The organism is Nocardia sp. CDC153 (assembly GCF_035818515.1).
In the GTDB taxonomy this organism is placed as follows: Bacteria; Actinomycetota; Actinomycetes; order Mycobacteriales; family Mycobacteriaceae; genus Nocardia.
The window spans coordinates 1-25987 of the sequence record NZ_JAYKYU010000008.1; the positions used below are offsets into that span (position 1 = coordinate 1).

At 63.7% G+C, this 25987-nt stretch carries 28 protein-coding genes, 2 rRNA genes and 2 pseudogenes; 19 read left to right on the forward strand and 13 right to left on the reverse strand.

Going from position 1 to position 25987, the window contains the following annotated elements; genetic code table 11:
* The 3 genes from VMT65_RS35100 to VMT65_RS35110 all read left to right on the forward strand — a co-directional run.
* Nucleotides 1-84 (forward strand): 23S ribosomal RNA (locus tag VMT65_RS35100); the annotation flags it as partial.
* 68 nt (nucleotides 85-152) lie between these two features.
* Nucleotides 153-269, forward strand: a 5S ribosomal RNA gene (gene rrf, locus VMT65_RS35105).
* Between the two features lie 113 nt (nucleotides 270-382).
* Nucleotides 383-895, forward strand: a complete 513-nt coding sequence (locus tag VMT65_RS35110) for an SUKH-3 domain-containing protein (RefSeq protein WP_326312996.1) — start codon at nucleotides 383-385, stop codon at nucleotides 893-895.
* Nucleotides 896-901: 6 nt separating this feature from the next.
* On the opposite strand, the gene VMT65_RS35115 is transcribed toward VMT65_RS35110, so the two are convergent.
* Complete coding sequence (locus VMT65_RS35115) at nucleotides 902-1786, reverse strand: esterase/lipase family protein (protein WP_326312997.1); 885 nt, start codon at nucleotides 1784-1786, stop codon at nucleotides 902-904.
* Nucleotides 1787-1951: 165 nt separating this feature from the next.
* Between VMT65_RS35115 and VMT65_RS35120 the strand changes: the two genes are divergently transcribed.
* The gene (locus tag VMT65_RS35120; protein WP_326312998.1) at nucleotides 1952-3184 is read left to right on the forward strand and encodes a lipase family protein; all 1233 of its coding nucleotides are present in this window, start codon (nucleotides 1952-1954) and stop codon (nucleotides 3182-3184) included.
* A 24-nt stretch (nucleotides 3185-3208) separates the two neighbouring features.
* On the opposite strand, the gene VMT65_RS35125 is transcribed toward VMT65_RS35120, so the two are convergent.
* On the reverse strand, nucleotides 3209-3862 hold the full coding sequence (locus tag VMT65_RS35125; RefSeq protein WP_326312999.1) for a hypothetical protein: 654 nt from the start codon (nucleotides 3860-3862) through the stop codon (nucleotides 3209-3211).
* Nucleotides 3863-3960: 98 nt separating this feature from the next.
* Here VMT65_RS35125 and VMT65_RS35130 point away from each other — a divergent pair, with 98 nt between their 5' ends.
* Together VMT65_RS35130 and VMT65_RS35135 are read left to right on the forward strand one after the other, a co-directional pair.
* Entirely contained in the window at nucleotides 3961-4539 is a 579-nt protein-coding gene (locus VMT65_RS35130) for a hypothetical protein (protein ID WP_326313000.1), read from the forward strand.
* Nucleotides 4540-5066: 527 nt separating this feature from the next.
* Nucleotides 5067-7004 (forward strand): DNA/RNA helicase domain-containing protein, encoded by a 1938-nt coding sequence (locus VMT65_RS35135; protein ID WP_326313001.1) that lies wholly within the window; start codon nucleotides 5067-5069, stop codon nucleotides 7002-7004.
* Nucleotides 7005-7044: 40 nt separating this feature from the next.
* On the opposite strand, the gene VMT65_RS35140 is transcribed toward VMT65_RS35135, so the two are convergent.
* Nucleotides 7045-7398 carry a nucleotide pyrophosphohydrolase gene (locus tag VMT65_RS35140; RefSeq protein WP_326313002.1) on the reverse strand — a complete coding sequence of 118 codons (354 nt, stop codon included), beginning with the start codon at nucleotides 7396-7398 and terminating at the stop codon, nucleotides 7045-7047.
* A gap of 508 nt (nucleotides 7399-7906) precedes the next feature.
* Between VMT65_RS35140 and VMT65_RS38515 the strand changes: the two are divergent.
* From VMT65_RS38515 to VMT65_RS35145, 3 genes and pseudogenes are all read left to right on the forward strand, one after another.
* Nucleotides 7907-8022, forward strand: a pseudogene (locus VMT65_RS38515) (DEAD/DEAH box helicase); the annotation flags it as partial.
* A gap of 10 nt (nucleotides 8023-8032) precedes the next feature.
* A complete protein-coding gene (locus VMT65_RS38520; protein WP_442790384.1) occupies nucleotides 8033-8188 on the forward strand; it encodes a hypothetical protein in 156 nt (51 codons plus the stop codon).
* Between the two features lie 352 nt (nucleotides 8189-8540).
* Nucleotides 8541-8765 carry a hypothetical protein gene (locus VMT65_RS35145; protein WP_326313003.1) on the forward strand — a complete coding sequence of 75 codons (225 nt, stop codon included), beginning with the start codon at nucleotides 8541-8543 and terminating at the stop codon, nucleotides 8763-8765.
* 91 nt (nucleotides 8766-8856) lie between these two features.
* Here VMT65_RS35145 and VMT65_RS38525 read toward each other — a convergent pair.
* Nucleotides 8857-9108, reverse strand: a pseudogene (locus VMT65_RS38525) (IS1096 element passenger TnpR family protein); the annotation flags it as partial.
* 153 nt (nucleotides 9109-9261) lie between these two features.
* Here VMT65_RS38525 and VMT65_RS35150 point away from each other — a divergent pair.
* Nucleotides 9262-9690, forward strand: a complete 429-nt coding sequence (locus VMT65_RS35150; protein ID WP_326313004.1) for an uL11 family ribosomal protein — start codon at nucleotides 9262-9264, stop codon at nucleotides 9688-9690.
* Between the two features lie 22 nt (nucleotides 9691-9712).
* Complete coding sequence (locus tag VMT65_RS35155; protein ID WP_326313005.1) at nucleotides 9713-10135, forward strand: CGNR zinc finger domain-containing protein; 423 nt, start codon at nucleotides 9713-9715, stop codon at nucleotides 10133-10135.
* A gap of 125 nt (nucleotides 10136-10260) precedes the next feature.
* On the opposite strand, the gene VMT65_RS35160 is transcribed toward VMT65_RS35155, so the two are convergent.
* Together VMT65_RS35160 and VMT65_RS35165 are read right to left on the reverse strand one after the other, a co-directional pair.
* A complete protein-coding gene (locus VMT65_RS35160; RefSeq protein ID WP_326313006.1) occupies nucleotides 10261-10827 on the reverse strand; it encodes a DUF3558 family protein in 567 nt (188 codons plus the stop codon).
* Between the two features lie 282 nt (nucleotides 10828-11109).
* Nucleotides 11110-11511 carry a DUF7919 family protein gene (locus VMT65_RS35165; RefSeq protein WP_326313007.1) on the reverse strand — a complete coding sequence of 134 codons (402 nt, stop codon included), beginning with the start codon at nucleotides 11509-11511 and terminating at the stop codon, nucleotides 11110-11112.
* Between the two features lie 179 nt (nucleotides 11512-11690).
* On the opposite strand from VMT65_RS35165, the gene VMT65_RS38530 reads away from it, so the two are divergent.
* Nucleotides 11691-11780 carry a CGNR zinc finger domain-containing protein gene (locus VMT65_RS38530; protein ID WP_442790372.1) on the forward strand — a complete coding sequence of 30 codons (90 nt, stop codon included), beginning with the start codon at nucleotides 11691-11693 and terminating at the stop codon, nucleotides 11778-11780.
* A gap of 8 nt (nucleotides 11781-11788) precedes the next feature.
* Here the strand turns inward: VMT65_RS38530 and VMT65_RS35170 are convergent, their stop codons facing one another.
* From VMT65_RS35170 to VMT65_RS35190, 5 genes are all read right to left on the reverse strand, one after another.
* The gene (locus VMT65_RS35170; RefSeq protein ID WP_326313008.1) at nucleotides 11789-12481 is read right to left on the reverse strand and encodes a hypothetical protein; all 693 of its coding nucleotides are present in this window, start codon (nucleotides 12479-12481) and stop codon (nucleotides 11789-11791) included.
* Nucleotide 12482: 1 nt separating this feature from the next.
* Nucleotides 12483-15023 carry a TPR repeat region-containing protein gene (locus VMT65_RS35175; RefSeq protein ID WP_326313009.1) on the reverse strand — a complete coding sequence of 847 codons (2541 nt, stop codon included), beginning with the start codon at nucleotides 15021-15023 and terminating at the stop codon, nucleotides 12483-12485.
* Entirely contained in the window at nucleotides 15023-15334 is a 312-nt protein-coding gene (locus VMT65_RS35180) for a hypothetical protein (RefSeq protein WP_326313010.1), read from the reverse strand. Before VMT65_RS35180 ends, VMT65_RS35175 begins: the two co-directional genes overlap by 1 nt.
* Before the next feature lie 165 nt (nucleotides 15335-15499).
* Nucleotides 15500-16981: a sodium:solute symporter family protein gene (locus tag VMT65_RS35185; protein WP_326313011.1), complete on the reverse strand. Its 1482-nt coding sequence runs from the start codon at nucleotides 16979-16981 to the stop codon at nucleotides 15500-15502.
* Nucleotides 16978-17295, reverse strand: a complete 318-nt coding sequence (locus tag VMT65_RS35190) for a DUF3311 domain-containing protein (protein ID WP_326313012.1) — start codon at nucleotides 17293-17295, stop codon at nucleotides 16978-16980. The genes VMT65_RS35185 and VMT65_RS35190 overlap by 4 nt, the downstream gene beginning before the upstream one ends.
* Before the next feature lie 604 nt (nucleotides 17296-17899).
* Between VMT65_RS35190 and VMT65_RS35195 the strand changes: the two genes are divergently transcribed.
* The 7 genes from VMT65_RS35195 (at nucleotide 17900) to VMT65_RS35225 (ending at nucleotide 24084) form a co-directional block, all read left to right on the forward strand.
* Nucleotides 17900-18442, forward strand: coding sequence for a hypothetical protein (locus tag VMT65_RS35195; protein ID WP_326313013.1), 543 nt, complete (start codon nucleotides 17900-17902; stop codon nucleotides 18440-18442).
* A 2-nt stretch (nucleotides 18443-18444) separates the two neighbouring features.
* A complete protein-coding gene (locus tag VMT65_RS35200; RefSeq protein WP_326313014.1) occupies nucleotides 18445-19434 on the forward strand; it encodes an exonuclease domain-containing protein in 990 nt (329 codons plus the stop codon).
* 349 nt (nucleotides 19435-19783) lie between these two features.
* Nucleotides 19784-20599, forward strand: a complete 816-nt coding sequence (locus tag VMT65_RS35205; RefSeq protein ID WP_326313015.1) for an alpha/beta hydrolase — start codon at nucleotides 19784-19786, stop codon at nucleotides 20597-20599.
* Nucleotides 20600-20681: 82 nt separating this feature from the next.
* Entirely contained in the window at nucleotides 20682-20951 is a 270-nt protein-coding gene (locus VMT65_RS35210; RefSeq protein WP_326313016.1) for a hypothetical protein, read from the forward strand.
* A 31-nt stretch (nucleotides 20952-20982) separates the two neighbouring features.
* On the forward strand, nucleotides 20983-22083 hold the full coding sequence (gene gcvT / locus VMT65_RS35215) for a glycine cleavage system aminomethyltransferase GcvT (RefSeq protein WP_326313017.1): 1101 nt from the start codon (nucleotides 20983-20985) through the stop codon (nucleotides 22081-22083).
* Nucleotides 22084-22089: 6 nt separating this feature from the next.
* Nucleotides 22090-22548 (forward strand): GNAT family N-acetyltransferase, encoded by a 459-nt coding sequence (locus tag VMT65_RS35220; protein ID WP_326313018.1) that lies wholly within the window; start codon nucleotides 22090-22092, stop codon nucleotides 22546-22548.
* 435 nt (nucleotides 22549-22983) lie between these two features.
* Nucleotides 22984-24084, forward strand: a complete 1101-nt coding sequence (locus VMT65_RS35225; protein ID WP_326313019.1) for a branched-chain amino acid aminotransferase — start codon at nucleotides 22984-22986, stop codon at nucleotides 24082-24084.
* A 64-nt stretch (nucleotides 24085-24148) separates the two neighbouring features.
* Here the strand turns inward: VMT65_RS35225 and VMT65_RS35230 are convergent, their stop codons facing one another.
* Both VMT65_RS35230 and VMT65_RS35235 read right to left on the reverse strand, forming a co-directional pair.
* On the reverse strand, nucleotides 24149-24862 hold the full coding sequence (locus VMT65_RS35230; RefSeq protein ID WP_326313020.1) for an MBL fold metallo-hydrolase: 714 nt from the start codon (nucleotides 24860-24862) through the stop codon (nucleotides 24149-24151).
* Nucleotides 24863-24962: 100 nt separating this feature from the next.
* Nucleotides 24963-25928 carry a carbohydrate kinase family protein gene (locus VMT65_RS35235; protein WP_326313021.1) on the reverse strand — a complete coding sequence of 322 codons (966 nt, stop codon included), beginning with the start codon at nucleotides 25926-25928 and terminating at the stop codon, nucleotides 24963-24965.
* Between the last annotated feature and the right edge of the window lie 59 nt (nucleotides 25929-25987).

The following is a 25987-nucleotide window of genomic DNA, read 5'->3' on the forward strand; positions in this document are numbered from 1 at the left end:
CAGACCATTGGGTTGATAGGCCAGAACTGGAAGCCCGGTAACGGGTGTAGGTGACTGGTACTAATAGGCCGAGGACTTACCAACAAAGAAGCTACGCGTCCACTGTGCAGTATCTGAAACAACACACGCATGTGTGGATAGTTTCATAGAGTTACGGCGGCTATAGCGGTGGGGAAACGCCCGGTCCCATTCCGAACCCGGAAGCTAAGGCCACCTGCGCCGATGGTACTGCACTCGACAGGGTGTGGGAGAGTAGGACACCGCCGGAACATCCTTCGCGAAACCCCCTGACTTCGGCCAGGGGGTTTCTGCGTAGCCGGGCGACTATGCATCTAGATCAAATCGATACGCGCCCACCAGCATTCGGCCTCGAATCTCCACTATGCGCTTCTTCTGGCCGAACCCCATCACCTCCCAAGCCCTAACCGCATCAGGTTGGACCCCCGGCCGCAGAATCGACATCACCGACTGGACCGCCCGCCTCGAATCCGAGGGCTTCCACGTATCACCCGTCGCCGCAACCATTCTCGAAACCTTCGGCGGCCTCGCAATCCAGCCACCACACCTCGCCACCGCCCTCTGGCCCGCGGACTCCCTATTCTTCGACCCTCTCGACGTAGCCAACGGCATGTACGACCGCTACGCCGACTTCGAATCCGCCCTGGGCCACCGCATGACCCCCCTCGCCGCCAACGCCAGCGGCACCACCTTCCTCCTAATCCTCGACGACGGCCGAGTGGTCTCCGACGGCATCCTCGCCCTCCACCTCCTGGCCCCCACCTTCCCCCAGGCGCTCGACCTTCTCATCCGACGGCACCGCACCCCGGATCTACTGCTCACCTACAACCGCCCGACCCCGGTGGTGCAGAGCTTCAACTCTCTGCAAGTCTGCTGACCCATGTCACCTACAGGGCGTGCCCTCGAAGGTCGGATCGAGGGCACGTTGGACGATGTAGGCGACCGCGGAAGATTGCGGGAGCATGGCGTGCGGATAAGTATCGGATGGGCACACGTCCTGCACGATGACGTTGTCCACGGTGGCACCGGGTCCGGCCCGCAAGAACGTAGCCTCGAGCGGCGTCGACGTATCGTCGACCCGGCTACCGATCGCGGTATAGGCAATTCCCGTAACGGTATCTCCGTCGGCATTGAGATCTCGCAGCAGCGTGCTTCCGGCCAACTGCTGTACGAATGCGAGTCCGGTGAGGGGCGCGACCTGCCACTCGGGACTCTGCGGAGTTTCGGCCCTACCCGCCAACAGTCCCGACACGCTCACCCCATGATTGGTCCCCGACAGGCTGATGAGGTGCCCCACTTCATCCGCGCCGCCTTCGAACCGCACATACTGCCTGGCGACCACGGCCCCTTGCGAATGACCAACGAGCGCAACCCTTCTCGCCCCGGTGGCGGCTCGCACCCGGTCCACGAACCCGGCGAGCTCCCGCGCGGAGACCCGGATGTCCGCCGTCGCGTACTGCCCCGGGATCGCGCCGAGCACACTCGATGTGTCGCGCCCGTAGTTCAACGAGAACACGCAATAACCGGCGGCTTTCACCCGCGGCGCGAGAACATCCCAGGCGTTCTGGTTGTCCCAGGTTCCGTGGATCAAGATCACCGGCTCCGGGTGAGCGGCTGTGGGCGCACAGTTCCAATCGTTCGACCCCGGCGGATCGACGCTCCCGTCGGGGATCTTCCCCATGGGTGCAGCTCCGGCCGCCGGTGCCCCGTAGCCGACGAGGAGACCGAGCGCCAGGGCAACCAGGATTCCCCACTTCGACCTGACCATCTAGATCCTCCACCTGAATCGAACACGGGCAGTAGACGTCAAACCAGCTGTATCCCTTGATATCTCATCGGTTCGAGATTGGGTGCCCCGATTTGTTGTGGCTCCACCGTCGCGGTACATCACCGTACCGTCGGGTGCGGTGTCGGGGCAGTGGGAGGAGTAGGGATGACCATTCGAAATCGTTGCCGCACGACATTCGCGGCCGGACTCATCGCGTTTTCGTCCATCGTCGCGGCGACGGTACCGGCGTCCGCGGATACCACCGTGCCGCTACCCGGCGATGACCCGTTCTACCGCGGCCCCGACGGCTGGCAAGCAAGCACGCCGGGATCCGTATTACACACGCGCACAGTATCTCTGGCACCGACCGGGGCGCAGCTACCGCTGGAGGCAACCCAGGTCCTGTACGCCACGACCGATCAATTCGGGAAGCCCGACGCGACGGTTGCGACGGTGATCCGATCGCCCTCCGCATCCGGCCCACTGCGAATCGTCTCGTATCAAACCGCCTACGACTCGTTGACCGCCAGCTGCGACCCGTCCTACGCACTGCGCGGCGGCGGTGGCGGCGCACCACAGGACGCGGTGATCATCGCGGGCTATCTGGCAGCCGGACTGACGGTCGTCGTATCCGACTACGAGGGAACCAAACTCGCCTACGGTGCCGGCCGCCTGTCGGGCAACGCCACCCTGGACGGCATCCGCGCCGCTCTACACGCCCTCGACGCTCCCGCGACAACCCCCGTGGGCATGTCCGGCTTCTCCGGCGGTTCCATCGCCACAGAGTTCGCCGCCGAACTCGCCCCCACCTACGCCCCCGAACTGAATATCATCGGCGTAACCGCAGGCGGCATGCCCGTCGACATGGCCGCCACCATCGACTACGTAGACGGCAGCCCCGAATGGGCCCTAGTCCTCCCCTACGTAATGCAGGGCGCCGCCCGCGGCTTCAACCTCGACCTAACCCCCTACCTCTCCGACTACGGCCGCGAAGTCATGACCCAAATCGCCGACCACTGCGTAAGCAACGGCCCCCACTTCCCCGGCCTCCGCCTCTCCCAACTCCTACGCCCCGACCACCAGAACTACCAAGAAATCCCAGGCTTCACCCGCATCCTGGCCGAAAACCACATGGGCGACACCGGAACCCCCACCGCACCAATGCTGTTCGGGGCTGGCAACGTCGACGGAATTGGTGACGGCGTCATCGTCGCTGCCGGTGAACGCACCCTGGCCACCGACTTCTGCCGCCGAGGCCTCTCCGTCCAATACAACGAATACCCCGCCAGCAACCACCTACTAGCCGCCCTCCAATTCACCCCCACCGCCCAGGCCTTCCTGATGGACCGCTTCGCAGGCACACCACCCGCCGACGATTGCTCGAACCTCACTCGATGATCCGGTCAAACTCCGGTACCGGGATCAGCCGAAGGTGATAAGGGTTCGGTTCGCGATCGAGACCCGCGCGGTCTCGAACAGCAGAAGCCAGGTCTCGTGTTCCCGGTAGAAGCTGTTGACCTCCTCATCGTCGATCCAGGCTTTGATTCGCGCGACCTCGGCATCGGATAGCTCCCCGTTGTTCAACTCGATCCCTAGGTACGGTGCGACGTAGATGAGTTCGCGCAGCAGGGCGAAGCTGGAGCCAACCATTCCACCCGCGATAGCGTTCTCACTCTCAGGGAACAGTATGTTCTCGAAATCCACTGGAACGTAAAAGCCTTCGCAATCCGAGTGGCACAAGAGATGCGATTCGAAGAGGTAGGCGAGGTGCTCGACCGCGGGATCCCGGGCGGGGTTGTCTCCGTCCGAAACGGGCGTCAGCGCTTGCCCGGGGTTCTCGACAGCACACGCATACGCCCGCCGGAGGTAGTGCAGAAAGCTATACGGAATGCTCTGCGTGACAGGCCGTTCCGTTGCCGGCCCGCGGGTTGCCGGCTCATGATGCGGCGGCAGTCCCTCGGCAGCGAGGAGATCATTGATAACCCGAAGCTCTTCATACAGTCCCGCACGGTATTCGCAATCATCGTCCTCTTCGAGGACGTCGGCGAGAGCGTGTGTAGTCACGGACAGACCCATGTCACGGAGGCTAGCGGCGGGGTACGACACGTCCCGGCCGAGAAACGAGGTGGTCAGATTCCGCTGATCCGGTGAGCGGTCGGCCTCGAATCACGGACATGAGTATCAGATTCTCCTACGACCGGGATCCCGAGAACAATCAGTGGATAGCCACCGGGACTGATGGCGTGAAGTCCGTTGTGATCTCCCATGATTCGCAGGATGAGGCGGTGGCGCAGGTGACAGAAGCCTTCGGACTCGAGGCTTACCGCCCGCCACCTCCTCCGCCACCCGGCCACTACCGTTTCGTCCTGCTCGATACCTGGCTCAGCTCCGGTGACGCCCGCCCAAACGACCCACGCTACGACGCGATCAAAGTTAATCCGCCGCAGGGCTGCACCATCGGCGACTTCGTCTACTCCTTCGGCCTCGAATGCGTCCGCCCCGGCACCGATCTCCTCGATGCCATCTCCTCCACCTGCAGCGAAATCCGTGAAACCTACGGCCATTTCCTCGCGAACGTCGGCGTGGAGAAGGTTGAGGAATGGTCCTCGGACGGCAAGGGCGGTTGGGGCGCGAAGATCCTGGCCCAGTTGCTTCTGATGGCGGTAGAGCGGGCCCACGCACTCGGTTACACCACCGATGAACTGCTGGCGTTCATACGGCGTGTCGACGGAGTGCCGCATCCACCGCGCTGACGCGGATTCACTTCCGCTTTCGTCAAACCGCGAGCCCGAGTGCACGCGACGCCCAGCGGGCGTCGCTCGCGCCGCAGGTGGCGGGTGGCCTTTCGATCCACGCTCGTCCATCCCGCAGGTACAACGGCGGTCATCGCGAGTATGTTCACCATCGTTCGACGCGTCCGACATCCGGCCAACCTGGTAGGCCATGCGTGCTGCAGGGCGTGTCGACAACCCGCTTCGGCGGGGCCCTCGGCTGAAGTGGATGTCATTCCCCCGGTGAAATTCGGAGTCCTCGGGGGCGGCGTGAAGAGCCTGCAGCCCACTTCAAGGTCCTGTAGCCTGAAGGTTGCTGTGCGAGGGATTGGGTGGTCTCGTTCCCGAGGGCGCCGCGATGGTGTTCGCGATGGGACGTGCCGGAACATGCTCGGGTACAAGAAGTTTCGGCTATTCAGGCAACCGAACCTTATGAAACACTGCTTGGTCTGACAGCTCGTGACCCAGTACAGTCTGTCTCGTTCGCTCGCTGATGGGGATGGGGTCGGATGTCCGATTGGAACGCGCTGGAAGCCTATTGGCCGGCCAGCGAGCTGGTTGACAATTGGGACAAGCTGGTCGACGTCCTAGCGGAGAGGTATGTCGAGGCGCATCCGCACCACAAGTCGGCTGGCAGTGGCGAGGTGAAGGCTTGGCGAAACAGTGTTCACAAACTGGCTGTCGACCTGAACTCTATTGGCCTGGGCCAGGTCTGGATGCTCGTGGAATACCGTATCGACGCCGCGATGCCCCCGATAGACGTCGTCTTGGCCGGCGTTCACCCTGAGCGTGGGACGTTCAGCTACGCCGCCATCGAACTCAAGCAGTGGGGAAAGATCTCCCGGCCCACCGGCGACAAGGAGGGAGACAAGGACTGGGTCTTTGTCCACGGGTACGAGGCCAACAAGAAACACCCAGCCTTGCAGGCTCATGAGGGCCTGATCGCGATGAAGACGCGGCACAGTCAGTTCGACGACCGATCGGTCAACCTCGTTGCCGCCGCATATCTGCATAATTTGCATGGCTCGGAGTACCAGTGGATCCGAAATGTCAGTCCGCGCCAGGGCATTTCGACCTTTACCGAGCGAACCCCTGACGATCTGAGAAGGTTCTTCAAAGAGAACTTCGCCGCTGAATCGGGTGCCGAGGCGATGCAGGCGTTGCTCGAACGGCAGCGCGGCGTTCCACGGCTGCAAGAGGTGCTCGGCGACGTGATCGGGGGGCGGTCCGAATTTACGCTCATCGAGAACCAACTCGACGCCTTCGAGCGGATCGCGAAGAGACTGAAGGAAGTCCGGCAGAGCAGCCCGAAACTGAAGCAGGTCTTCATCATCAGTGGCCGTGCTGGCACCGGCAAGTCCCTGATCGCGGCGGAACTTCTCGCATTGGCGACCGAGCAGGGATTCGATACCCGTTATGTTTCCGGGGGAGTGGCCTCCCGCGATACCTTCCGCAGGGCAGCGCCCAGAAAGTCTCGTTCCATGTTCGTGCCGCTCTCACGACTCACCAAATGCGAGGATGACGAACTCGATCTGGTCGTCTGCGACGAGGCGCACCGGCTATATGCACGGCCGCGCCGAGGTTCGTTCGGAATGCTCGACGGGGATTCGTCGATCGCGGTGATCGTCAGCAAGTCGAAGGTGCCGGTGTTCTTTGTGGACGGTGACCAGCGGCTATTCAAAGACGAGGTATGGACACAAGAGGACATCCGCAAAGCCGTTCTGGACCTAGGCGCCGAGGTCGTGCCGATCGCGCTCGAACGAGTCGTGCGCTCGCTGGGAAGCAGCACCTACGACACCTGGGTTCGCAGGTTGATGGCCGGCAGCCCGATCCCATGGCAGCCGGGTGATGACGACGAAGAGCCGTTCAAGCTCTACTACGCGGATACGCCAGGCCAAATGGAGCGCTTCCTCGCCTCGAAACAGGCCGACGGTGTCATCGCTCGTATAACCGCCGGAATGTGCTGGAGCTGGGAAGACCAGACAGGGACGGTCCCAGAGGTAAAGCCTACACCGAAGTGGGCACGGCCATGGAACGGCGGTGACAAGTCGATCGCGCCCGGTGAGATTCCTGAAAGGGCGTTCTGGGCAACAGATCCCGGCGGCTTTAACCAAATTGGCTGTGTACACACGGCGCAGGGACTCGAGTATCACTGGGGCGGCGTTATCATGGGTCCGGATCTCACCTGGAGTGCAGGCGAACGCCGTTGGGTGGAGCATCGCGAACACGTGATCAGCGGCGCCTCGCAAATCAAATCGGATGCCGAGCTCAACAGATCCCTGCGCAACACTTACGGGGTACTGATGACTCGCTCCATGCGAGGCACCGTGCTGTACTCGACCGATCCGGACACGCGGAAGCTGTTCGCCGACCTCGATGTTCCGAAGTGCCCGAAGCCCGAACCCCGAACCGGCGCACCTGAAGCTTCGATCATAGATCTCGACTAATGGACAACGGCCAACGACGAGCGATCGGATGGCTGTCCGGCTACCCGAGCTCGGAGTACTTCGTCGCGCGCCCACGTGCCAAGCCGACCGGGTACCGCTCGTCGTTTACAGCCAACTTCCCCTGTACAGCGGTAGCGAGATCGATATCCAGCACGGTCGCAAGCCGCAAGAGATAGATGAAGACATCGGCAACCTCATGCTCGACCTTGATCCGCTCATCATCACCGGAGCAGATCGCCTGACTCTCCTCGGGCGTAAGCCATTGAAAGATCTCCGCCAGCTCGCCAACTTCCCCCATGAGAGCCATCACCAGATTCTTCGGCGTATGAAAGCGCTCCCAATCTCGCACCTGGGAGAACTCCGCTACCAGATCCTTCAATTCGTCGAGGGTCATGAGCACTCTCTTGCTAGGTCGGTGCGAGTCCGACGTATCTGCTTGGACTTCTGGCCATCTGTACGAGGTGGCCCATGGGCCCAGACACCAGTCGGTTGGTCGGGTAAGGAGACGGAAATCGTCGGGAACGGTCACAGGCTTCTGATACCTCGGCCAGTCCCTACACGCCGCCCCCTTGATGACTTGGCTACCGCCGATCTTATCGTCGATCCGACCATCGCCGCTTCGACTGTCCGTACTGATAGCTTCGATGAGGCTGCGCGGCTGCCGTGCACGGGACGACCAGCTTCGCCGGTCAAGCGGCTTTGAGCGAACGGGCGAAGCACCATTTGTTCACCAGTCGGCGACTGGAACTACCTAGGGCACAAGCGATTCCCGGAATGCGGGCGATTGTTCGGCTCGACGGCTTGGCCCGAACTTGAAGTAGTCGGTGCTATCGATGTGCTTCAGGAAACGATGTCGGACATCTCCCCTACCGTTGGTGAAACGTCGATCATGGAGGTCATGCGTGCTGCTCGAGGAGCTCGAGCCGGGGCTGCGCATCGAGGGTCTCCTCCCGCTGCGATGGTCACTGTCATCACCGTTCAATGGCACGGTGCAGACGCGCTCGAACTGACTTACAAGATGTGTTGCGATTGAGCACTTGCCTTCTGAGCAGGTGGCTGTGCGGGACGCGAAGGGGGAGTCCAGCCCGGTCCTGAGCTTCGACGGGACGGCATGGGGACTGCTTTGCGAACGCGGTGAGCGTCGGCAGCTTCGATCGTCCCTAGGTATTGGCCCGCGCTGCTGAGTAGGAAGACCGGGACGTAGACGAGCCGCCGTTCTGACGCCGTGGCGCGCTCGCCGACGAGAGCCGTTCACGTTGGCGGCACTGCGAGGCATCGGGGTCTCCTTGCATCACAATGATTTCGGTCCAGAAGGCTGCTGACCGAGGCGAGGCGCATCACGGTCGGCGCTGAGGGCTATTTGATCGCGACGCGGGCGCCGCTGGAGAACATTCAGTCGTGGAATTCGACTGCGGTAGGGACGGTGTCTTTGGGGACGTCGACGGAGATGGTCACTGAAACCTTGTTGCCAGGGTTGATTTGGGTCTAGATGTCCTTGTTGAGGTTCAACTCGGCCATCGTGTCGTTGGAGTAGACATGGGAATGGTCGTCGATGAGCGCGATACTGTACTTTTTGCGGCCGACCGCTCAGGCCTGGTTCCTTCCGTATCCGAACTGGCGGGTCAGGTACCAGTTGATTTCTTCGATGACGAAGGGCTGGGTTCGTGGTATTCGGATTCGATGATGAGGGCTTCTGGGGTGATGTACTCCAATGATTCGCCGTCGTCGTATGGATCGGCTCTGCGGCACCAGTATTCGTAGTTGATTGGGCCGCCGGAGTTTTGGGGTGGGCCGTCTCGGTCGCCGCCCATGCAGCGGGCGCGGGGTGTTTTGGCGGTGTGTCGCCCTCGGTGGTGAAGAGCTCATCGAGGCGGACCTGGTTCTCGGGGATGCCGTTGTCGCCGTGGGCGACTGCTTCGGCGCGGAGGTAGCGCTCCGAGGTTGGGTCGTCGAAGGTTGGGCCGCAACGGAATTCGTGGGCGGCGAAGTCTGTCCAGCCGATGGATGCGCCGAGCACCTCGTTGAGGTCGTCGAGGAATAGCTCGGAGGAGACGTCGATCCATCGGAACACCGGCGGGTCGATGCCTTGGATCGTCACGCGCAGGCGGTAGGTGACCGGCTTCTTCGGCGCGGTCGGCGGCGAGAGGGGACGGGCGGCTGTTCATCGGCCACGCAGCGACGGTAGCGGATGCGGGTGACAGGTTACGGCGGGTTCGGTATTGACTCTTCCGTAACGTCAATTCCTAGTGTGCTTTAGGTGACGAAGAATCCGGCAAAGCAGACCCGAACGGTGACGATTCACCTCGATGCGGGCAACGCCTCGATGGTTGAGCTCGGAAAGACGCTGGGCCCTACCGGCATTCCGCCGTTCGAGGTGAAGAAGGAATACGACGCGCTGACGGCCGCTAGTCGTGGCGAGATCGTTCCGGCGGTGATCACCTACACGCCGGACCGAAAATGGTCCATGCGGTTGAAGACTCCGCCGACATCGTCGTTGATTCGGACGGCGATTGGGGTGCGAGGGGCGAACAGGCCCGGGCATGAAACCGTGGCGACGCTGACCGGCGCGCAGTTGCGTCGGATCGCCGAGCGCAAACTGCCCGACTTGAACACGTCCGATATCGACAAAGCGATGCGGATCGTGGCTGGTACCGCGCGGTCGATGGGTGTGCGGGTCGACGGCTGAATGCAGGCGGAGGGGTTCCAGGATGAGCCGAATACGAACGCCTGTACCGCCTTTCGCAGCGTTCGAGCCTGGGCTTTCGAAGTTCGAGAAGCTGGCGACGCAGGACCCGCGGATCAGGGCGATGGTGTCCGCTACGGTGAGTGGGCGTCTGGACGAGGCTTGCGCACTTCTCAATGCGATGCTGGAGCTCTCCGGTACGTCGGTGCAGGTTCGTCGGGTCCCGGAGGGCTGGGCGCTGACGACTACCGACGCTGTGGAATCGGCGGCCGAATGCGTTTCGAGTCTTGCCCATCTGATTGCCACCGACGGCTGGCGGCGGATCAAGGTGTGCGAAAAGCCATCGTGCACACAAATATTCATTGACCGAACCAATGGCAGCATCCGTCTGTATTGCGATTCGCATCGCCGGAGTGCTGACCGCCAGGGCACGCTACGCGAGCCGTAGGCTCGTCCTCGGTCATCCCTGACCTCCGCGGCTCGTCGGCGTCGCTCGCTGTTCGAAACGTTGCTCACGAGTCGTCCTGCAGAGGTGTCAGCGCCAGGATTGCGCGCAAGAGCTCGGCAGTCGCGCTACGAGCCACTTGGCAGTTTCGAGACGGTGGCGTCGGCCAGATTCTCGAGGAGGTGGCAAAGGTCCGGTCGATTCGACCCGCCGATGAATCGGATTCCGCCGCCGGGAATGTCGATCAGCACCGTGCAACTGAAGCGGGTAGGGCCGGTGTCGGAGGGGGTGGAGTCGCTGATCGTCAGTGCCCCATGACCAGCCAGTTCGATGGGCTCTTGCTGGGTGTTGTGAAACTTGCGGTAGGCGTTGACGGTGAGATTCGTTGCCTCGACCCACAGCAGCGTCATTGGGGAATTCTCATCGGTGACCGCGGAAAGGTACTGGCACCCTTGTGCCTTCACCCCCGGCTCGTCCGGGTCCGCGCGCAGATCCAATGGGCTGGGGTTTCTCATCAGCTGCATGGTGTCGAGGGAGTCGCTTGCGACGTCATGGCAAGGATCGAAAGCAGTCGGAACGGTGGTTGCCAGTACCGGAGTGCTGTCCGGACTCCGATCGCTGCCGCATGCTGCTACCGAACCACAAACGCCGAGTGCTGCGATCGTGCAGACCACCAGGTGACGCACCACAGTCATGCTCTCCACTCTCACTTGTCGGTTTTCGGTGCCTCGGCACCGCCGTTCAGGAAATCCTTCAACTGGCCCGCGCCCTCGCCCAGCGCGGTCAGGTGGCGCCAGTACAGGCCGAAGATGACGGCGGGGACTAGTTGCGCTATGCCCTCGTAGGAGGACCGAGAGGATTACGAGGGCCTTTGGGAATGCCGATGCGCCGTCGATACGCCGTTTGGTCGTCGACCTCGACTCGGTTGATGGTCAGCGCGTGCTTTGTTCCGCCGCGGTGCACTGGGGATATCGGGGTCAATACTGCTGGGCCAGAACTGATTCGATGACGAGACTTGGTGGCAGGTAGTGATGCTTCTCGACGTAGTGGTAGATCAGGTCGGGCGCGGCGAGGATGGTGCCGTCTGCCGTGGGGACTCGGACTTCGGCGCCGCCGAGCGGCGTTGGCGTTCCTTCTATGGTGGGAGTGACGGGATACTCGAGTTCGTCCTCGGGGCATAGTTCGCACCAGTGCATTCCGCGGGTGCGCATCACCGGATTCAGGCAGAGGATTCCCAGACGCTGCAGGAAGGTCTCCGGCGGAGTCCCGGTCGGGTATGGGTGGTCCTTGTCGAGCCAGCCGACATTGAGGACTGTTTTGTCGGCAGGTGCCGTGTCGGGTAGATAGGTGTAGGGGGAAAGGTCGGCGTAATAGGTCATGTCCTGCCTAGTCGCTGGATGTTGTTCTGGCTCAGCAGCTCTAGTACATGCTGAGGATCTGTGTCCGGAGGACCTCTACCGGCTGGGCGCTGAAGACCGTCGACGCCGCGGTATCCAAAGCGGAGTGCCTTTTGAGGCTTGCCCATCTGGTCTAAGCAGACGTCTGGCGGCGCTTCAAATTGTGCGAGAAGCCCTCGTGCGCAGAGGCATTCATCGATCGGACCAACTGCGGCATTCGTCGATTTTGCGACTCCCACCGTTCACGGTGACCTGCGTGCTACTTCCCAGCAGGTAGCGGAGCAGGTGGCTGCTGAATGAACGGGTTGGGCATGAAAGGTTCGCAGGTTTGGCGGGGCAGGTCGTTGGGCACGCCTGGATAGGTCTGCAATTCGGGGCGGGCCGGTGCGGCCGTGACCAGCAGCCGCGGGGTCGGGGAGGTCTCACCGGTACCTGAGCGCTCGCTGGTCAGCGCAACTACATCTGCGTATGGGGTGTATTTCCAGTTCGGATTGCTGAGACGGAGTTGCCCGTTGTCTCCGGCCGCGTATGCGCCGGGGGTGTTGTAAACGCAGTAGGTCACGGTCCATTGATTGTCGGAAGTCTTGTTGACATCAACTGCTCGCGTGAGGGAGCCGCCGGTCTCTGGCAATTGCCGGATTCCATCGGATGTCCATCTGCGGTCATAGGTTACGCGAGAATTGATTTGCGGAATCAAAGCGGCATCCTCGTGCGCTCGCATCCGGTCTTCCAAAGCAGCCGTCTCGAGAGCCGCTTTGGCCGCGGCCTCGGCCTGCGCGTCCAATGGAACTGCGATATCCCATCTGAATTCGAGCGGAGGGTACGGGAACGAGGCTGACGACGTCGGAGTCTCTGTTGACGATCCTTCGTTGGGTGAATTCTTGTCCGAGCATGACGTGGCAATGAGGGATGTCAGCATCAAACAAATGGCCATCGAGCTCTTCATGGTCAAACTACTTCTCCTTACCGGTCAATATGACGGAGAGGCTCGTGCCGTATTGGCCCACGCCTTGAAGCACTTCGATGCCGAAGGTTTGGTTGTAGTCGGTGATGAACTGCTCGAAACCTTGATCTTTCGCGAACATCCTCAGTGCTTTGGTTTGGTCGGAGGTGGGCGAGTTTTCGAGGTCGATCGGCCGTCCGGTATGGCCATCTATTAGGTTGTCGGGCAACCGGCTGCCATGATCGTATGCGGTATTGATCAGCTCCTGCTGGAAGTTTCTGTATCCTTGATTATTGATTTGACTTGCATTCGGATACAGCGTTTCTATTTTCTGCGGCTCGGGAATGAACTTGCTGATCAAGGTGTCCGTCGCCTTATCTCCGAGCACATCGGAGACCTTTGAACTCGCGTCGCCGCCGGGTGTGAACTCCAGTGAGCTCTGGCCCAGCTTGGCCACGATCTCTGCAGCAGCTTTCTTCTTCTCGAAAATCTCCTGCATCTTGTTGTTGTATTCGTGGATCTTGTGCTCGTCCTGATAAGTCAGGGCGTTCTGTTCGGCGTTGGTGTACCGGCCGTCGAGACTGGCCAACTGCTGAAGCGACGTCTTCGCGTACTCGCCTGGCAGCACATCGTGTTGGGAGAACGCTTGGTTCAAGACGTTTGATTCGTACGACTGCCGTGCGACCTCGAGGGTCAGTCGGCCCTGGTCCGACTGGCTGGCCAAGAACAAGAGCCGGTTGGCATCGGTCACCTGGAGTTGAGCCTCTCCGACTTCGGGCAGGTAGGCGGTCTTCGGAAGGTTCGGTGCGTCGACGTACGCATCGATGTTCGAGCCCATCGCATAGGCCAGGCTCCGCGCTAGTTCAGGGTTGTTGGCGAATGCCTTTGCGGTCCTTCCGAACTGCGCTTCGTCGAGACCGCCGCTGCGGTGTAGTTGTGGCTGATCGCCATGATGCGCGGGGTCTTGTGGGGCCTCGAGCGGCGCGAAGATTCCCGGTAGTCGGGTGAGTGATTCCCGAGCGTGTAGTGCCTGCACTGTGGGTTTGCCGTCGGGACCCACGTCGTGGGAGTCAGTTCCGATCCAATCGACCAGCGAGCCGACTGCCTTGCCTCCGTCATCCCACTTCTCGTGTTGGAACAGCGAGTTGACAACTTTCGGGTCGTAGTGCTCGAAGCTCTGGCCAGGGACTCCCTTGCCGAACAGCTCGTCGCTGCCGTGTCCGGTGAGCAGAGCGTAGGTGGCTTCGTGGTTGCGGGCTCCCACGCTGAGGAGGTCTTGGCTGCTGTGTTCGGTGTCCGTCGACCAGTCGGGCTCGTTCATACCCACCGATTTGTATCCGGCATAGCCACCGTGATCGAGAATCCATGCCTGGTGCGCCGCTTGGCGTTCCAGCTCTACCCCGAGGCGTTGGCCAGGGACATAGCTCGGATCACCGCTGTTGAGGAATCTGCCCATCTTGGCCATGTCCTCGGTGTAGTCGAACAAGGCGTGGCGGTCGTCGATGGGGCCCTTGCCGAAGATGACGGCGCGGTAGTCATCGGGAAGATCGCGGGTATTGGAGTCCGGTGCACCGCCGATCTTCGGTCGGGTACCGATCATTTCGCGGACTTCCGAGTTGAGCTTGTTCCAGCCGCCGCGATCGGCGACCTGGCCGTCGGGGCCGCGGGTGACGACCTTCTCATTGGAGAGGGTTAGCATGTTGTTGATCAGTTCCTGACGTAGCTGCAGGGCTTGCGGAGATCCGTTGGCTTTCAAGGAATCCGAGAGTTCGACCAAGCCGTCGCGGCCGGCTTTGTCGTAGAACGCCGATAGGTAGTCCATGGTCGACTGCGGGACCGTGATCTCGCCGCCCTTGGCCAGGATTGCCAATTGGTCTGGGGGCAGGCTTGTGCCGGCTAGTCGGTCAGCGATCTGGGCGATCTTCTTGTCGGAGAGCTTGCCGTCGGAGACGTCCTCGCCGTCCTTACGGCCCAGCTCGGCCGGGTCGACCTTGGTCAGCGCCGGGGTGTCGATTCCGCTGCCGAGTTGATCGCCGCGGGTTCGAACGTTGTTGGAGGCGTTGACGATTCCGGCAATCACCTCGCCGACCGCGGTCATCAGGCCGGATCGGGCGGTATCGATCAGACCCTGATGGTGGTCGATTCGCTCCTTGATCTTCTTCTTGTCCTGGTCGGAGTTCCCGGTGTACGGCTTGGCGTGAACCTTCCAGCCGTCGTCGACGGTCAGTCCGACCGGGCACTCGCCGTCGTGCTCGGCATCGGATACCCGCCCGAGCAGGATGCGTCGTTCGTCGGCGAGGCGGCTGTCCGCGGTCCGCAGCGCGGACGAGACATCGCGGATCTCCTGCGAGAGCTTGTAGCCCTCGTCGTGTTCCTCACCGAATCGGTCGTAGGCGGCGAGATAGGCCTTGCCCTGCCAGTTGGTGCCGCGGAAGTGCGTCACGCTGCGATCGAGTTGGCCTTCGTAGCTAGTCGTTTTCGCGTCGAGCTCGGTCGCCCACTCGGAGAGCTTCTCCGGCTTCCAGTTCTCGACGTCCTTGCGGCTCGGCATTACGCGGTGTCCCCGGTGCGGAAGAAGTGCATTTGTTCGAGCCGATTCTTGAACTCTGTGTCGGTGACCTTGATGTCGTCGGCGCACTGGTTGACGATGCCCGCGAGCTTGCGCATGCGTTCCGCGATGCGCAGCCATGCACCCTCGGTGTACTCGCCCGCCTTCGAGCAGGCCGCGCCAATGGCAATGCCGGGAAGTGCGTCGCCAAGGGTGTCCCCGGTGGTCCGGACATCCAGGTTGTCGATCTCGTCACCGACCGAGCTCACCGTCGTGGCCAGTTTCTTCAGTTCGTCAATATCGGCCTGGAACATGCCGCAGCCGCCCCTTCAGTCGCCAGCAATCTTCTGGTCATGACTCGTTCTTGATCCCAGGACGTGCCTGGAATCAGAATTTTGCCAGATAGATCAGTGTTTAGAGCTGCTGGGGCTGCTTCTGGATCGCCTTGAAGGCCCTTCTATGTAGAAGAGGGCAAATAGTTAGCGTGACGAGAGGTTTGTGGGGCCGGTGGGGGTGGATCCTTGGAGTTGATATCGGTGACGACCGACGGCGGAAATTGCGGTCGCGACGGCGAGGTTTGCGGCCAGGGCGAAGAGGCCGCCGTTTATGCCGAGCAGGGGGTCGTGTCCGGTGGCGTGGAGCAGGAGGACCACTGCTCCGCCTGTGAAGAGTCCCGCGCTCACACCGAGGGTGGTCAGGCGACGCCAGTACAGGCCCAGGAGGACCGCGGGGACCAGTTGGGCGATGCCCTCGTAGGACAGGACCGAGAGGTTCACGAGGACCTTTGGGAATGCCACTGCGCCGCCGAGGGCGATTGCGCCGACCAGGAGGCCGATCAGTTGGGAGCCTCGGCGTTGACGGGAATCCGATGCGCCGCCGCCGCGCAGTCCACCGCCGAGAATGGTTCGGCCGCAGAGGGTTCCGATGGCTACCAGGAAGACGCTCATGGGGACGATTGCTGAGAGGGCTCCGGCTGTGCCGATGAGGGCGACTAGTGGCGAGGGGAGGGAGTCGGTTACGAGGGTGAAGAGGGCTAGGTCGGGGTTCTTCAATGCCGGGGTGACGAAGAGGGCGGCGGCGCCGATCATGATGGGGATCAGGAGGAGGACCTGGTACCAGGGGAGGAGGATTGAGTTGCGGCGGAGGGCGTTTGGGGATTTGGCGGAGAGGTAGCCGGAGACTGTGGTGGGGAAGACGCAGATGGTGATGGCGTTCAGGATGATTGTGGAGATGAACCAGGATGCGCCGAAGGTGCCGCCGCCTGCTCCCGGGAACGTTAGCCACTGAGGCTTTTCGGCGACCAGGCGGTCTAGGAGTTCGGATGGGCCGTCGAAATAGTGCCAGGGGATGTAGATGGCGAGGATGGCTATCGATAGGACGGCGAGGGTGTCTTTGAGGACGCTTACCCAGGCTGAGCCGCGGAGGCCGGAGGTGAGGATGAAGGTTTCGGCTACCACGAATGAGATGACGGCTGCGGTTTTCAGGTTGATCGCGCGGTAGGACATGGCGTTGACGACCACGCCCATGCCCTGGATTTGTAGTTGCACGTAGGGGACGAGGAAGATCGTGCAGATTACGGCGACGGCTATGCCCAAAGGCCTTGAGCGGAAACGATGTTCGGCGATGTCGGCGATCGAGACCAGGTGGTGGCGGGCGCAATATGTCCAGAGGAGTGGCGCGACGAAATATGCCACGGCCAAACCGGTGCTCAGGTAGGCGATCAAGTAGAAGATCGGGATGCCGTAGCGGTAGGACCAACCGGCCGCGCCCAGGAACGAGAAGCTGGTGTAGCTCTCGCCTGCCATTAGCACCAGGACGAAAAGTGTGCCCAAACCCCGTTCGGTAATGGACCATTCGGACATGGTGCGGGTGCGGCCGCGCGCTGAGAGGACGCCGATCGCGATCGTGGCGAGCATGGCGATCGCGAACAGGGTCACGGCCACCGTCGCGTGGCCGGTCATCGCACGCTCCCGTCGCCAGCGGTGGGCGGGAAGTCGGATGCGGAGTCTCGGTCGTCTGCGGGGACGAATTCCGGTGCGCCCGAACGATATGCGGGGTCGAGGCGGGCGACCAGCCAGATCAGTGGGCCTGTCACAATGGTGACCGCGATCAGGTAGGCGACCAGGAACGGGACACCCAGGATGCGCGGTTCGACGCGGTTGGCCACGAACGGCGCGATGCAGTAGAGGACGCCGGGGAGAATCAGGAGGAGAAGCGCTGGCCCCCGCTGGCGAAGCGTCGCGGGTACGGGCGGCGCGGATTCCGAGTCGGACACGAGGCCTCCGGGGTGGTCGCGGATCGCTATCTGTGCGAACTATTCCATGGCAGCCCACGCGGAGTGGGTGCGGCGCGCGGCGTTGCGCTGACTGGGCAGCCCGTCGCCGCGTCACCCGCGGCAGGTGCCGCGGGACCAGCCGGACCGGCTTGCCGAACACTATTTACACGCCCTGACCGGGATTGGGCCGGTACCCGCGGTGCAAGGGGTCCCCGCTCCCGGGTCGAGAGGCGTGGGCCCGTTCCGGACCAGACTGGTTCGGATCCGATCGGTCGAAACAGTTGGACGCGGTGGTGATTCGGGTGGGAACGGTGCGCAGGAGAAGAGCTTGGCCGCGGTGGTGTAGGGGCTGGGTGAGGGATGCCGTTGCGATTGGGTTCGGATGTGGATCCTCGTATGTCGCAGGTGGTGGTCAGATCGCCCTTCTTGCGAGCTATTCCACGAAGGCGAGCGAGATCGTTGGTACGGCGGCAGGTGAAGGACAGACAAACCCGGCGGTTGGAACTGTTTGGGGGCGTGGGGAATTCGGGTGGGTTCGCGGGAAGTTTGTCGGAGGGATGCTCTAACGTGTGCGGGTATCTGTTCGCTACGACCGTGGAGCGTTATGGCTGCCTCGTTCGACCTTCATTCCCTTGCTGTGCTCGGTGCGGCCGAGGATCGATTGGTGATCTGGCATGTGAATGTGGGGGCGGGGCTGGGGGAGTCGCGGCTATCGGGCGCTTGGGTGTTGGAGGATTCGCGTACGGCCGAGATCGAGAGCCTCACGGCGGCGTATCCGATCGCGCTTACCGGTGACGGGGTTTCGATTGCGGCCAGCAGCGGGATCGTGGATGTCGATGCGACCGTCGAAACCGTTTGCGCTGAAATCGAATCGGTTGATGCGCGGTTCACCGAGCAGCAGGACGCGGCCGGTGGGAAGTACACCCGGCCGCAGTGGCCGACGATCGTGCCGCCGCATGAGGTCTCGCTGACGCAATCGCAGGTCGACGTCGTGGACGATCACATTCGTCCGGTGCTCACCCTGGCGCGAGCGCTCGCCGACTTGGCCGATGCCTGGGCGGCTTTCGAATCGCTTAGGCTCGCTCGGCCATTCCTGGTCGAGTTCGGTGGTCCCGTTGCGCGGCCGTTGCCGCTCGCGGTGCGGTGAGCATGGCGGGATTGTCGTTCGCCGCCATCGATGTCGAGACCGCCAATTCCGCGCGGGGCAGTATCTGTGCGGTTGGCGTCACGGTCGTGCGGGAAGGGAAGCGCGAGGAGACCGTGTCGTGGTTGTGTCGTCCGCCTGCGGGGCTGGACTTCTTCAACTGGCACAACATTCGCGTGCACGGGATTTCGGCGGCGATGGTCGCGGACCAGCCGGGGTTCGCGGAGCGCTTTCCAGAGGTGGTGCAGTTGGTGGGAGACCTGCCACTCATCGCCCACAATGCCGGGTTCGACAGTGGTGCCATTCGAGAAGCGTGCAGCCGCAGTGGGATTCGGGTGCCCGCATGGTCCTTCAGTTGCAGTCTCTCGCTGGCCCGACGTCACCTGAACCTCGACAGCTATCGGCTGCCGCACGTCGCGGCCGCCCTGGGTATCGACTTCACCAATCACCATGACGCCGCCGCGGATGCCGCAGCCGCCGCCGACATCGTGATCGCCCTCGCGGAGCGCGCCGGTGCCGATTCGCTGGCGGCGCTCGAGCGCGCGGTCGTCGATCGACCGCTCCGGACGGAACCGGTCCGGGCCGCATCTAGGACGACGCGGGCGCAGCCGGAGCCGAGCGGGGAACGCCCACGCCGATCCTGGTTCGGCCATGAGGAATTGGTCATCCCCACCGTCACCGGCACCGACCCATCACATCCGCTCTACGGCGAAATCATCGTGTTCACAGGCGATCTCACCGCCATGAAGCGCCAGGAAGCATGGAACGCCATCGCAGCCTGCGGAGCGACCCCGGCCCGAAACGTCACCCGCCGCGCGACCGGCCTGGTAATCGGCGATGGATTCCGAGGCAGCGATCCCACCGCGTTCACGACGTCGAAGGCACGACGGGCAGCCGAACTCCGGGCGCGTGGGCAGCGGATCGAGGTTCTCGACGAGGCCGGTTTCCTGGCGCGCATCGGGAAGGGAGCGGTCGAGGTGGCGGCCCGCGGATAGGCGGGTCGGCGACGGCTGGCAACGCATGCGGCAGTGGGAGCAAGACTGTTCAGCAGATCAGGGGTGTGAGTCTTTCGTTCTTGCGAGGCCGCCCAGGGCTGGGTAGAGAGGATTGGGGAATCGTTCGGATGATCTAGAGGCGGATATGACGGGTGCACGGGGTCGGCGCTGGCGAATCGGGGCCGGAATTGCACTGGTCACGGCGATATTCGGGGCGGTGATTCCGGGGCCGGCGAATGCTCGGGAGCCGGGATTTCCCAATGCCGTGTCGGCCGCCGACGGGTCGCATATTTCTCGCGTTGTTCCGCTGGATGAGCGGCGATCCACCGTCTACGTTTATTCCGCCGCCATGAATCGCGACATTGCGCTGCGGGTCATGCGCGCGGCCGATACCTCGGTTCCGCGTCCGACTCTGTACCTGTTGAATGGTGCGGAAGATGGGCTCGACGCCAATGGCACCGAAGTTTCGTGGGAGACCCGGACGGATCTCGTCGATTTCATGGCGGATCAGGATGCGAATGTGGTGACTGTCCTCGATGGCCGGTACACGTATTACACCGACTGGCAGTCCGACGACCCCATGCTCGGGCGCAACAAGTGGACGACCTTCCTGACGCGGGAGCTTCCGCCCGTCCTGGATTCGGCCCTCAACGCCTCGGGCCGCAATGCCATTGTGGGAGTATCGATGTCGGCCACCTCCGCACTCGCGCTCGCCGAAGCCGCCCCGGGCCTGTATGCGAGTGTCGGCTCCTTCAGCGGCTGCGCGCAGACCGGGACCGACCCGGGCCGCCGCTACCTGCAGGCCGTGGTCCTCTCCGGTGGCGGAAATCCTTGGAACATCTGGGGCCTCGATGATTCCCCGGCCTGGCTCGCGAACGATCCCTCCACCCCGGCCAACCTCGAGAAACTTCGTGGCACCGACCTCCACATTGCCGCCGGAACCGGTGCCAACCCCGCCGCGGCGGGCGGCGGCCAAGTCGGCGCATCCAGTACGGCCTTGGAATCCACCGTCGAAACCTGCACTCGCGCTTTGCAATCCGAGTTGTCCACTGCCAACATCCCGGCCACCTTCGACTACCTCCCCGGCGGCGGCCACAACTGGCCCTCCTGGCAAGCCGACTTCCACACCGCCTGGCCCGGCATCGCCCGCACCCTCGGCATCTGATCCGAAGGTTTGCACTGCAATTGCTGAACCGCCGTTCGCGATGATCCGTGTAGTCCATATCGCTACCCCTAAGGAGGCGGTCATGCGTACGACACTGGCGACCGCAGCGATCATCTGCGCGGCAGGAACCCTCTTCGCCGCGCCGGCCCTCGCGATCCCGACGGGGCCACCCGGCCCCCCGAACCAGTCCTGCCAATTCCTCGAGCCCAACACTCCCGGCAACTCGGCCAACAGCCCCGGCTCCCCCTTCAACGAGCCGGGCATCAACAGCCAGAACGGCGGTACCGGCGGCCAGCACTACTCGCCCAAATCCCAATACGACGTCGCCTGCTTCCAACAGTCCCAGCACTGAGGACCCATAGCGGACCGATAAGCTGCATCGGGTGACCGACGAGACGCTGCTGCAGGGACCTATTCACGCTGTGCATGTCGAACTGGGGGCGAGCTTCGCTCCGTTCGGCGGGTGGGAGATGCCGGTTTCCTATGCGGGGACCGTGGGGGAGCACACCGCCGTGCGGACCACCGTCGGGCTTTTCGATGTGAGTCACCTCGGTAAGGCCACCGTGAAGGGGCCGGGGGCCGCGGCGTTCGTGAACTCCGCGCTGACCAATGACCTGAATCGGATTCGGCCCGGGAAGGCGCAGTACACGCTGTGCTGCACGCCCGAGGGGGGCGTGATCGACGATCTCATTGCCTACTACGTGAGCGACGACGAGATCTTCCTCGTGCCGAATGCGGCGAATACCGCGACCGTGGTCGCCGAGCTGCAGAAGGTTGCGCCGGAGGGCATCACCATCACCGACGAGCATCGGGGCTATGCGGTGTTCGCGGTGCAGGGTCCGCGGTCCGCCGAGGTGCTGGCCAAGCTGGGGCTGCCCACCGATATGGAGTACATGGCCTACGCCGACGCCGAGTGGGACGGGCGACCGGTCCGGGTGTGCCGCACCGGGTACACCGGCGAGCACGGCTACGAGCTGCTGCCCCGCTGGGAGGACGCCGAGGCTGTGTTCCGGGCACTGGTGGCCGAGGTCCAGGCCGCTGACGGCCAGCCTGCCGGGCTCGGCGCGCGCGACACCCTGCGCACCGAGATGGGTTACCCGCTGCACGGACATGAACTGTCCCTGGACATTTCGCCGTTGCAGGCCCGCACCGGCTGGGCTGTCGGCTGGAAGAAGCCGGAGTTCTGGGGCAAGTCGGCCCTGGAAGCCGAGAAGGCCGCCGGCCCCCGCCGAATCCTGCTGGGCCTCAAGGCAATCGACAAGGGCGTGCTGCGTCAGGGCCAAACCGTCATGCGGGGCGACACCCAGGTCGGTGAAACCACCTCCGGCACTTTCTCTCCCAGCCTCAAGGTCGGCATCGCCCTCGCCCTCCTCGACACCGCCGCGGGCATCGAGCCCGGCGATCAGGTCGAGGTCGACGTGCGCGGCCGCCGCCTCCGCTGCGAGGTCATCCGCCCGCCCTTCGTCGAAACCCGCACGGCCTGACCGGGGTTGGCAACCGGCCTCTCGATCCGACCGGCGGTCCCCACCGACTACGACGCCATTGCCGGTGTCGTGGATGACTGGTGGGGCCGCCCGGTCCTGCGGGCGATTCCCCGGCTTTTCCTGGACCATTTCGCCGGTACCAGTCTGGTGGCCGAACACCGTGGGCAGCTGGCCGGGTTCCTGATCGGCTTCTTCGCGCCGGAGGAATCCCTCTGCGCGTACATCCATTTCGTCGGCGTGCACCCGAATCGCCGAGGGACCGGGCTTGCTCGTGAGCTGTATGGCCGGTTCGGCGCGGCTGCGCGAGCCCACGGCTGCACAGTGATCCGCGCGATCACCTCGCCCGGAAATGCGGGCTCCGTGGCCTTCCACCGCGCACTCGGATTCGTCGTCGACGGCCCGATCGCCGACTACAACGGTCCCGGACGGGACATGATCACCTTCGAATTGCGCCTGGGGCAATAACCTTCAGCCGCACCAGGTGTCGACGACCTCGTTGCCCTGCTTGTATTCGGTCACGGCCGGTCCGGCCGGCGGTCGCCGTTCATTTCGGCCACGGTCGCCCAGTTCTTGGCGACGTCGGTGGCTGCGGCCGACCCGATTCGTCCGGGCCGCAGTCGCCGGCCCCGGGTGCGGTTGTGTTCGCCGTTCCCAAGCGTGATTGGTGGGAGGGGCCGCTGCCTGTCCATGGCGGCGATTGGCCGGAATTCCCGCCCCATCCGTCGGTTCGGTTCGTCGAACCGGTTGGACTCTGCGCTATGCGCTCGATTCGAGCCTTCCGGGCGCGTCAAGCCCGCTGACGAGGGGAAACGGAGTGTTGGGCGGCGGGTCGCGGGGGTGGCGGGTGCGGAGGGTCGTCCGGTTGGGGCGTGTTGGGTGGGGCGAATTAGACTCCAGGTCATGACACTTGCCGCGCAGTTCACCCGTGTCCCGCATCCCGCGCCGCTATCGGCGCAGCGGCGGCAGGAGATTCTCGCGGAGCCCGGGTTCGGGCGCTTCTTCACCGATCACATGGTGTCGCTGGATTACGTCGATGGGCAGTGGACGAATGGGCGGGTCGAGCCCTATGGGCCGCTGGCCATGGATCCGGCGACCATGGTGTTCCACTACGGTCAGGCCATCTTCGAGGGGCTGAAGGCGTATCGGCAGGCCGATGGCAGCATCGCCACCTTCCGGGTGGACGCCAACGCCGCCCGGTTCCGTCGCAGCGCGGCGCGGATGGCGATGGCGCAGCTACCCGACGAGCTGTTCATCGAATCGATTCGCCAGCTGCTCGAGGTCGACGCCGACTGGGTGCCCGCGGCGGGCGGTGAGGACGCGCTGTACCTGCGCCCGTTCATGTTCTCCACCGAGGTCGGCCTGGGTGTGAAGCCCGCCGCCTCCTACAAGTACCTGTTGCTCGGCGGCCCGGCCGGTGCGTACTTCTCGCGCGGTCTGAAGCCGGTCAAGGTGTGGCTGTCCACCGAATACGTGCGCGCGGCCCCCGGCGGCACCGGCGAGGCCAAGGTGGCGGGCAACTACGCGGCATCGCTGCTGGCTCAGCAGCAGGCCGCCGAGAAGGGCTGCGATCAGGTCGTCTGGCTGGACGCCTGCGAGCACCGCTACGTCGAGGAGATGGGCACCAACAACCTGTTCTTCGTCTTCGGCAGCGGCTCGGACGCCCGCCTGGTGACGCCCGAACTCTCCGGCTCCCTGCTCCCCGGCATCACCCGCGATTCGCTCATCACCCTCGCCGCCGACTCCGGCTACAAGGTCGAGGAGCGCAAGATCTCGGTCGCCGAATGGCGCAAGGGCGTCGAAACCGGTGAGATCACCGAGGTTTTCGGCTGCGGCACCGCCGCGGTCGTCATCCCCGTCGGCTCGGTCCGCTCGGCCGAGGGCGAATTCACCATCGGCGACGGCGAACCCGGCGAGGTCACCATGGCCCTGCGCGACACCCTCACCGGTATCCAGCGCGGCACCTTCGCCGACAACCACGGCTGGATGCGCACGCTGGTCTGACGCCGGTCGGACGAAAAGTGCCCGCCCCGAAAGCCTTCGGGGCGGGCACTTTCACTTTCGGCGGTCAGCTGGGCATGAACATGTGCCACTGTTCGAGGGTCTGGGGGCGCATGACGTAGTTGTGTTCCTTGATGTGGGTCAGCGACGCACTCGGCTCCTCCGAGTACCAATGACCCGGGTACACCGTCGGGTTCGACTTCAGATCGGCGAGGTACCGCAGGCTGCGGAACATGGCGTCGGAGTCGCCGCCGGGGAAGTCGGTGCGGCCGCAGCCGTCCACGAACAGCGTGTCGCCCGCGATCAGGCGGTCCTCGAACAGGAAGCATTGGCTGCCGGGGGTGTGCCCGGGGGTGTGGAGCAGCTCGATCTCGAACCCGCCGACGGCGACCTTGTCCCCGTGCGCGTGCCCGGTCAGCTCACTCGGCGCGATCCCGGTGACGTTCGCGACCCACGGCAGCTCCTCGGCATTGACATGCACTGCCACATCGGTCTTTTCGAGCAGTTCCTTCACGCCCCGCAGCGTGAAGCCCATCATCGTGCCGCCGACATGATCCGGGTGGTGATGCGTAGCGAGCACCCCGGTCAGCCGCATCCCATCGCCCTCGGCGATATCGACGAGCTGCCCCGCCTCGTATGCCGGGTCGACAACCACACACTCGCCACTGTCCCGATCCCCGATCAGGTAGGCGAAGTTGCGCATCTGCGTGGCGATCGGATCGCCCACGGCCCAGTCGCGCCCGGACAGCAACTGGCGAAAGTACAAACGGTCGGAGGCCATCCCCACAGCGTATTGCGCGCGATGTATTTCCTTGCCATCGAGTGGCACATTCTGGAGGGGAAATCGGGCGAAACCCCTCCAGGATGTGCCACTCGGCGGGTCAGCGGAGGAGGGGTTCGATTTCGGCGGCGGCTTCGGGGCCGTAGGCGTCGCGGAGGCGCTTCATGGCGGTGTCGTGGTCGAGGGTCCAGTCCTGGGGGCCAACGGTTTCCAGGACCAGGACGGCTACCAGGGAGCCCAACTGGGCGGAGCGCTCCAACGACAGGCCCGCGGACTGGCCGGTGAGGAAGCCCGCGCGGAAGCCGTCGCCGACACCCGTGGGGTCGACCTTGGCGATGTCGGGGACCACGTCCACGTGCAGTTCCGCGCCGTCGCGGGTGACGATCTTCGCGCCCTTGGAGCCCAGGGTGGTGACGCGAATGCCCACGCGCGCACCGATTTCCGCCTCGGACAGGCCGGTCTTCTGGAGCAGGATGCCCCACTCGTACTCGTTGGTGAACAGGTAGTCCGCGCCGTCGATCAAACGCAGGATGGTCGGGCCGTCCACGAAGGCCAGCTGCTGGGAGGGGTCGGCGGCGAAGGGGATTCCGGCGCTGCGGCACTGGTCGGTGTGGCGCAGCATGGCTTCGGGATCGTCCGCGCCGATCAGGACCAGATCGAGCTCGCGGCCGAGCGAGGTGATGTCGATGTCGCGGGCCTCGGCCATCGCTCCGGGGTAGAAGGAAGCGATCTGGGCCATGGTCTCGTCGGTGGTGCAGACGAAGCGGGCGGTGTGGAGGTCCTCGGAGACGCGCACGGCCGAGCAGTCGACGCCGTTGTCCTCCAACCACTTCCGGTAGTCGCCCCAGTCCTTGCCGACCGCGCCGACGAGCAGCGGGTTGCGACCGAGCACGCCCATGGCGTAGCTGATATTGCCCGCCACGCCGCCCTTGCGGATGACCAGATCATCGACGAGGAAGCTGAGCGAGACGTGGTGCAGCTGATCGGCGAGCAGCACATCGGAGAACTTGCCCGGGAAGCGCATGAGGTGGTCGGTCGCGATGGACGCGGACACGGCGATGGTCACGGGGTCGATCCTTTGGGTTGGGGGCGACGAACCGAAAGGGGCTCGCACTAATGAAAATA

Excerpts from the sequence above, each read along its gene's own strand:
- VMT65_RS35110 (WP_326312996.1), top strand. The coding sequence starts at position 383 with ATGCGCTTCTTCTGGCCGAACCCCATCACCTCCCAAGCCCTAACCGCA.
- VMT65_RS35115 (WP_326312997.1), bottom strand. The coding sequence starts at position 1,786 with ATGGTCAGGTCGAAGTGGGGAATCCTGGTTGCCCTGGCGCTCGGTCTC.
- VMT65_RS35120 (WP_326312998.1), top strand. The coding sequence starts at position 1,952 with ATGACCATTCGAAATCGTTGCCGCACGACATTCGCGGCCGGACTCATC.
- VMT65_RS35125 (WP_326312999.1), bottom strand. The coding sequence starts at position 3,862 with ATGGGTCTGTCCGTGACTACACACGCTCTCGCCGACGTCCTCGAAGAG.
- VMT65_RS35130 (WP_326313000.1), top strand. The coding sequence starts at position 3,961 with ATGAGTATCAGATTCTCCTACGACCGGGATCCCGAGAACAATCAGTGG.
- VMT65_RS35135 (WP_326313001.1), top strand. The coding sequence starts at position 5,067 with ATGTCCGATTGGAACGCGCTGGAAGCCTATTGGCCGGCCAGCGAGCTG.
- VMT65_RS35140 (WP_326313002.1), bottom strand. The coding sequence starts at position 7,398 with ATGACCCTCGACGAATTGAAGGATCTGGTAGCGGAGTTCTCCCAGGTG.
- VMT65_RS35145 (WP_326313003.1), top strand. The coding sequence starts at position 8,541 with ATGGGAATGGTCGTCGATGAGCGCGATACTGTACTTTTTGCGGCCGAC.
- VMT65_RS35155 (WP_326313005.1), top strand. The coding sequence starts at position 9,713 with ATGAGCCGAATACGAACGCCTGTACCGCCTTTCGCAGCGTTCGAGCCT.
- VMT65_RS35160 (WP_326313006.1), bottom strand. The coding sequence starts at position 10,827 with ATGACTGTGGTGCGTCACCTGGTGGTCTGCACGATCGCAGCACTCGGC.
- VMT65_RS35165 (WP_326313007.1), bottom strand. The coding sequence starts at position 11,511 with ATGACCTATTACGCCGACCTTTCCCCCTACACCTATCTACCCGACACG.
- VMT65_RS35175 (WP_326313009.1), bottom strand. The coding sequence starts at position 15,023 with ATGCCGAGCCGCAAGGACGTCGAGAACTGGAAGCCGGAGAAGCTCTCC.
- VMT65_RS35180 (WP_326313010.1), bottom strand. The coding sequence starts at position 15,334 with ATGTTCCAGGCCGATATTGACGAACTGAAGAAACTGGCCACGACGGTG.
- VMT65_RS35185 (WP_326313011.1), bottom strand. The coding sequence starts at position 16,981 with ATGACCGGCCACGCGACGGTGGCCGTGACCCTGTTCGCGATCGCCATG.
- VMT65_RS35195 (WP_326313013.1), top strand. The coding sequence starts at position 17,900 with ATGGCTGCCTCGTTCGACCTTCATTCCCTTGCTGTGCTCGGTGCGGCC.
- VMT65_RS35200 (WP_326313014.1), top strand. The coding sequence starts at position 18,445 with ATGGCGGGATTGTCGTTCGCCGCCATCGATGTCGAGACCGCCAATTCC.
- VMT65_RS35205 (WP_326313015.1), top strand. The coding sequence starts at position 19,784 with ATGAATCGCGACATTGCGCTGCGGGTCATGCGCGCGGCCGATACCTCG.
- VMT65_RS35210 (WP_326313016.1), top strand. The coding sequence starts at position 20,682 with ATGCGTACGACACTGGCGACCGCAGCGATCATCTGCGCGGCAGGAACC.
- VMT65_RS35225 (WP_326313019.1), top strand. The coding sequence starts at position 22,984 with ATGACACTTGCCGCGCAGTTCACCCGTGTCCCGCATCCCGCGCCGCTA.
- VMT65_RS35230 (WP_326313020.1), bottom strand. The coding sequence starts at position 24,862 with ATGGCCTCCGACCGTTTGTACTTTCGCCAGTTGCTGTCCGGGCGCGAC.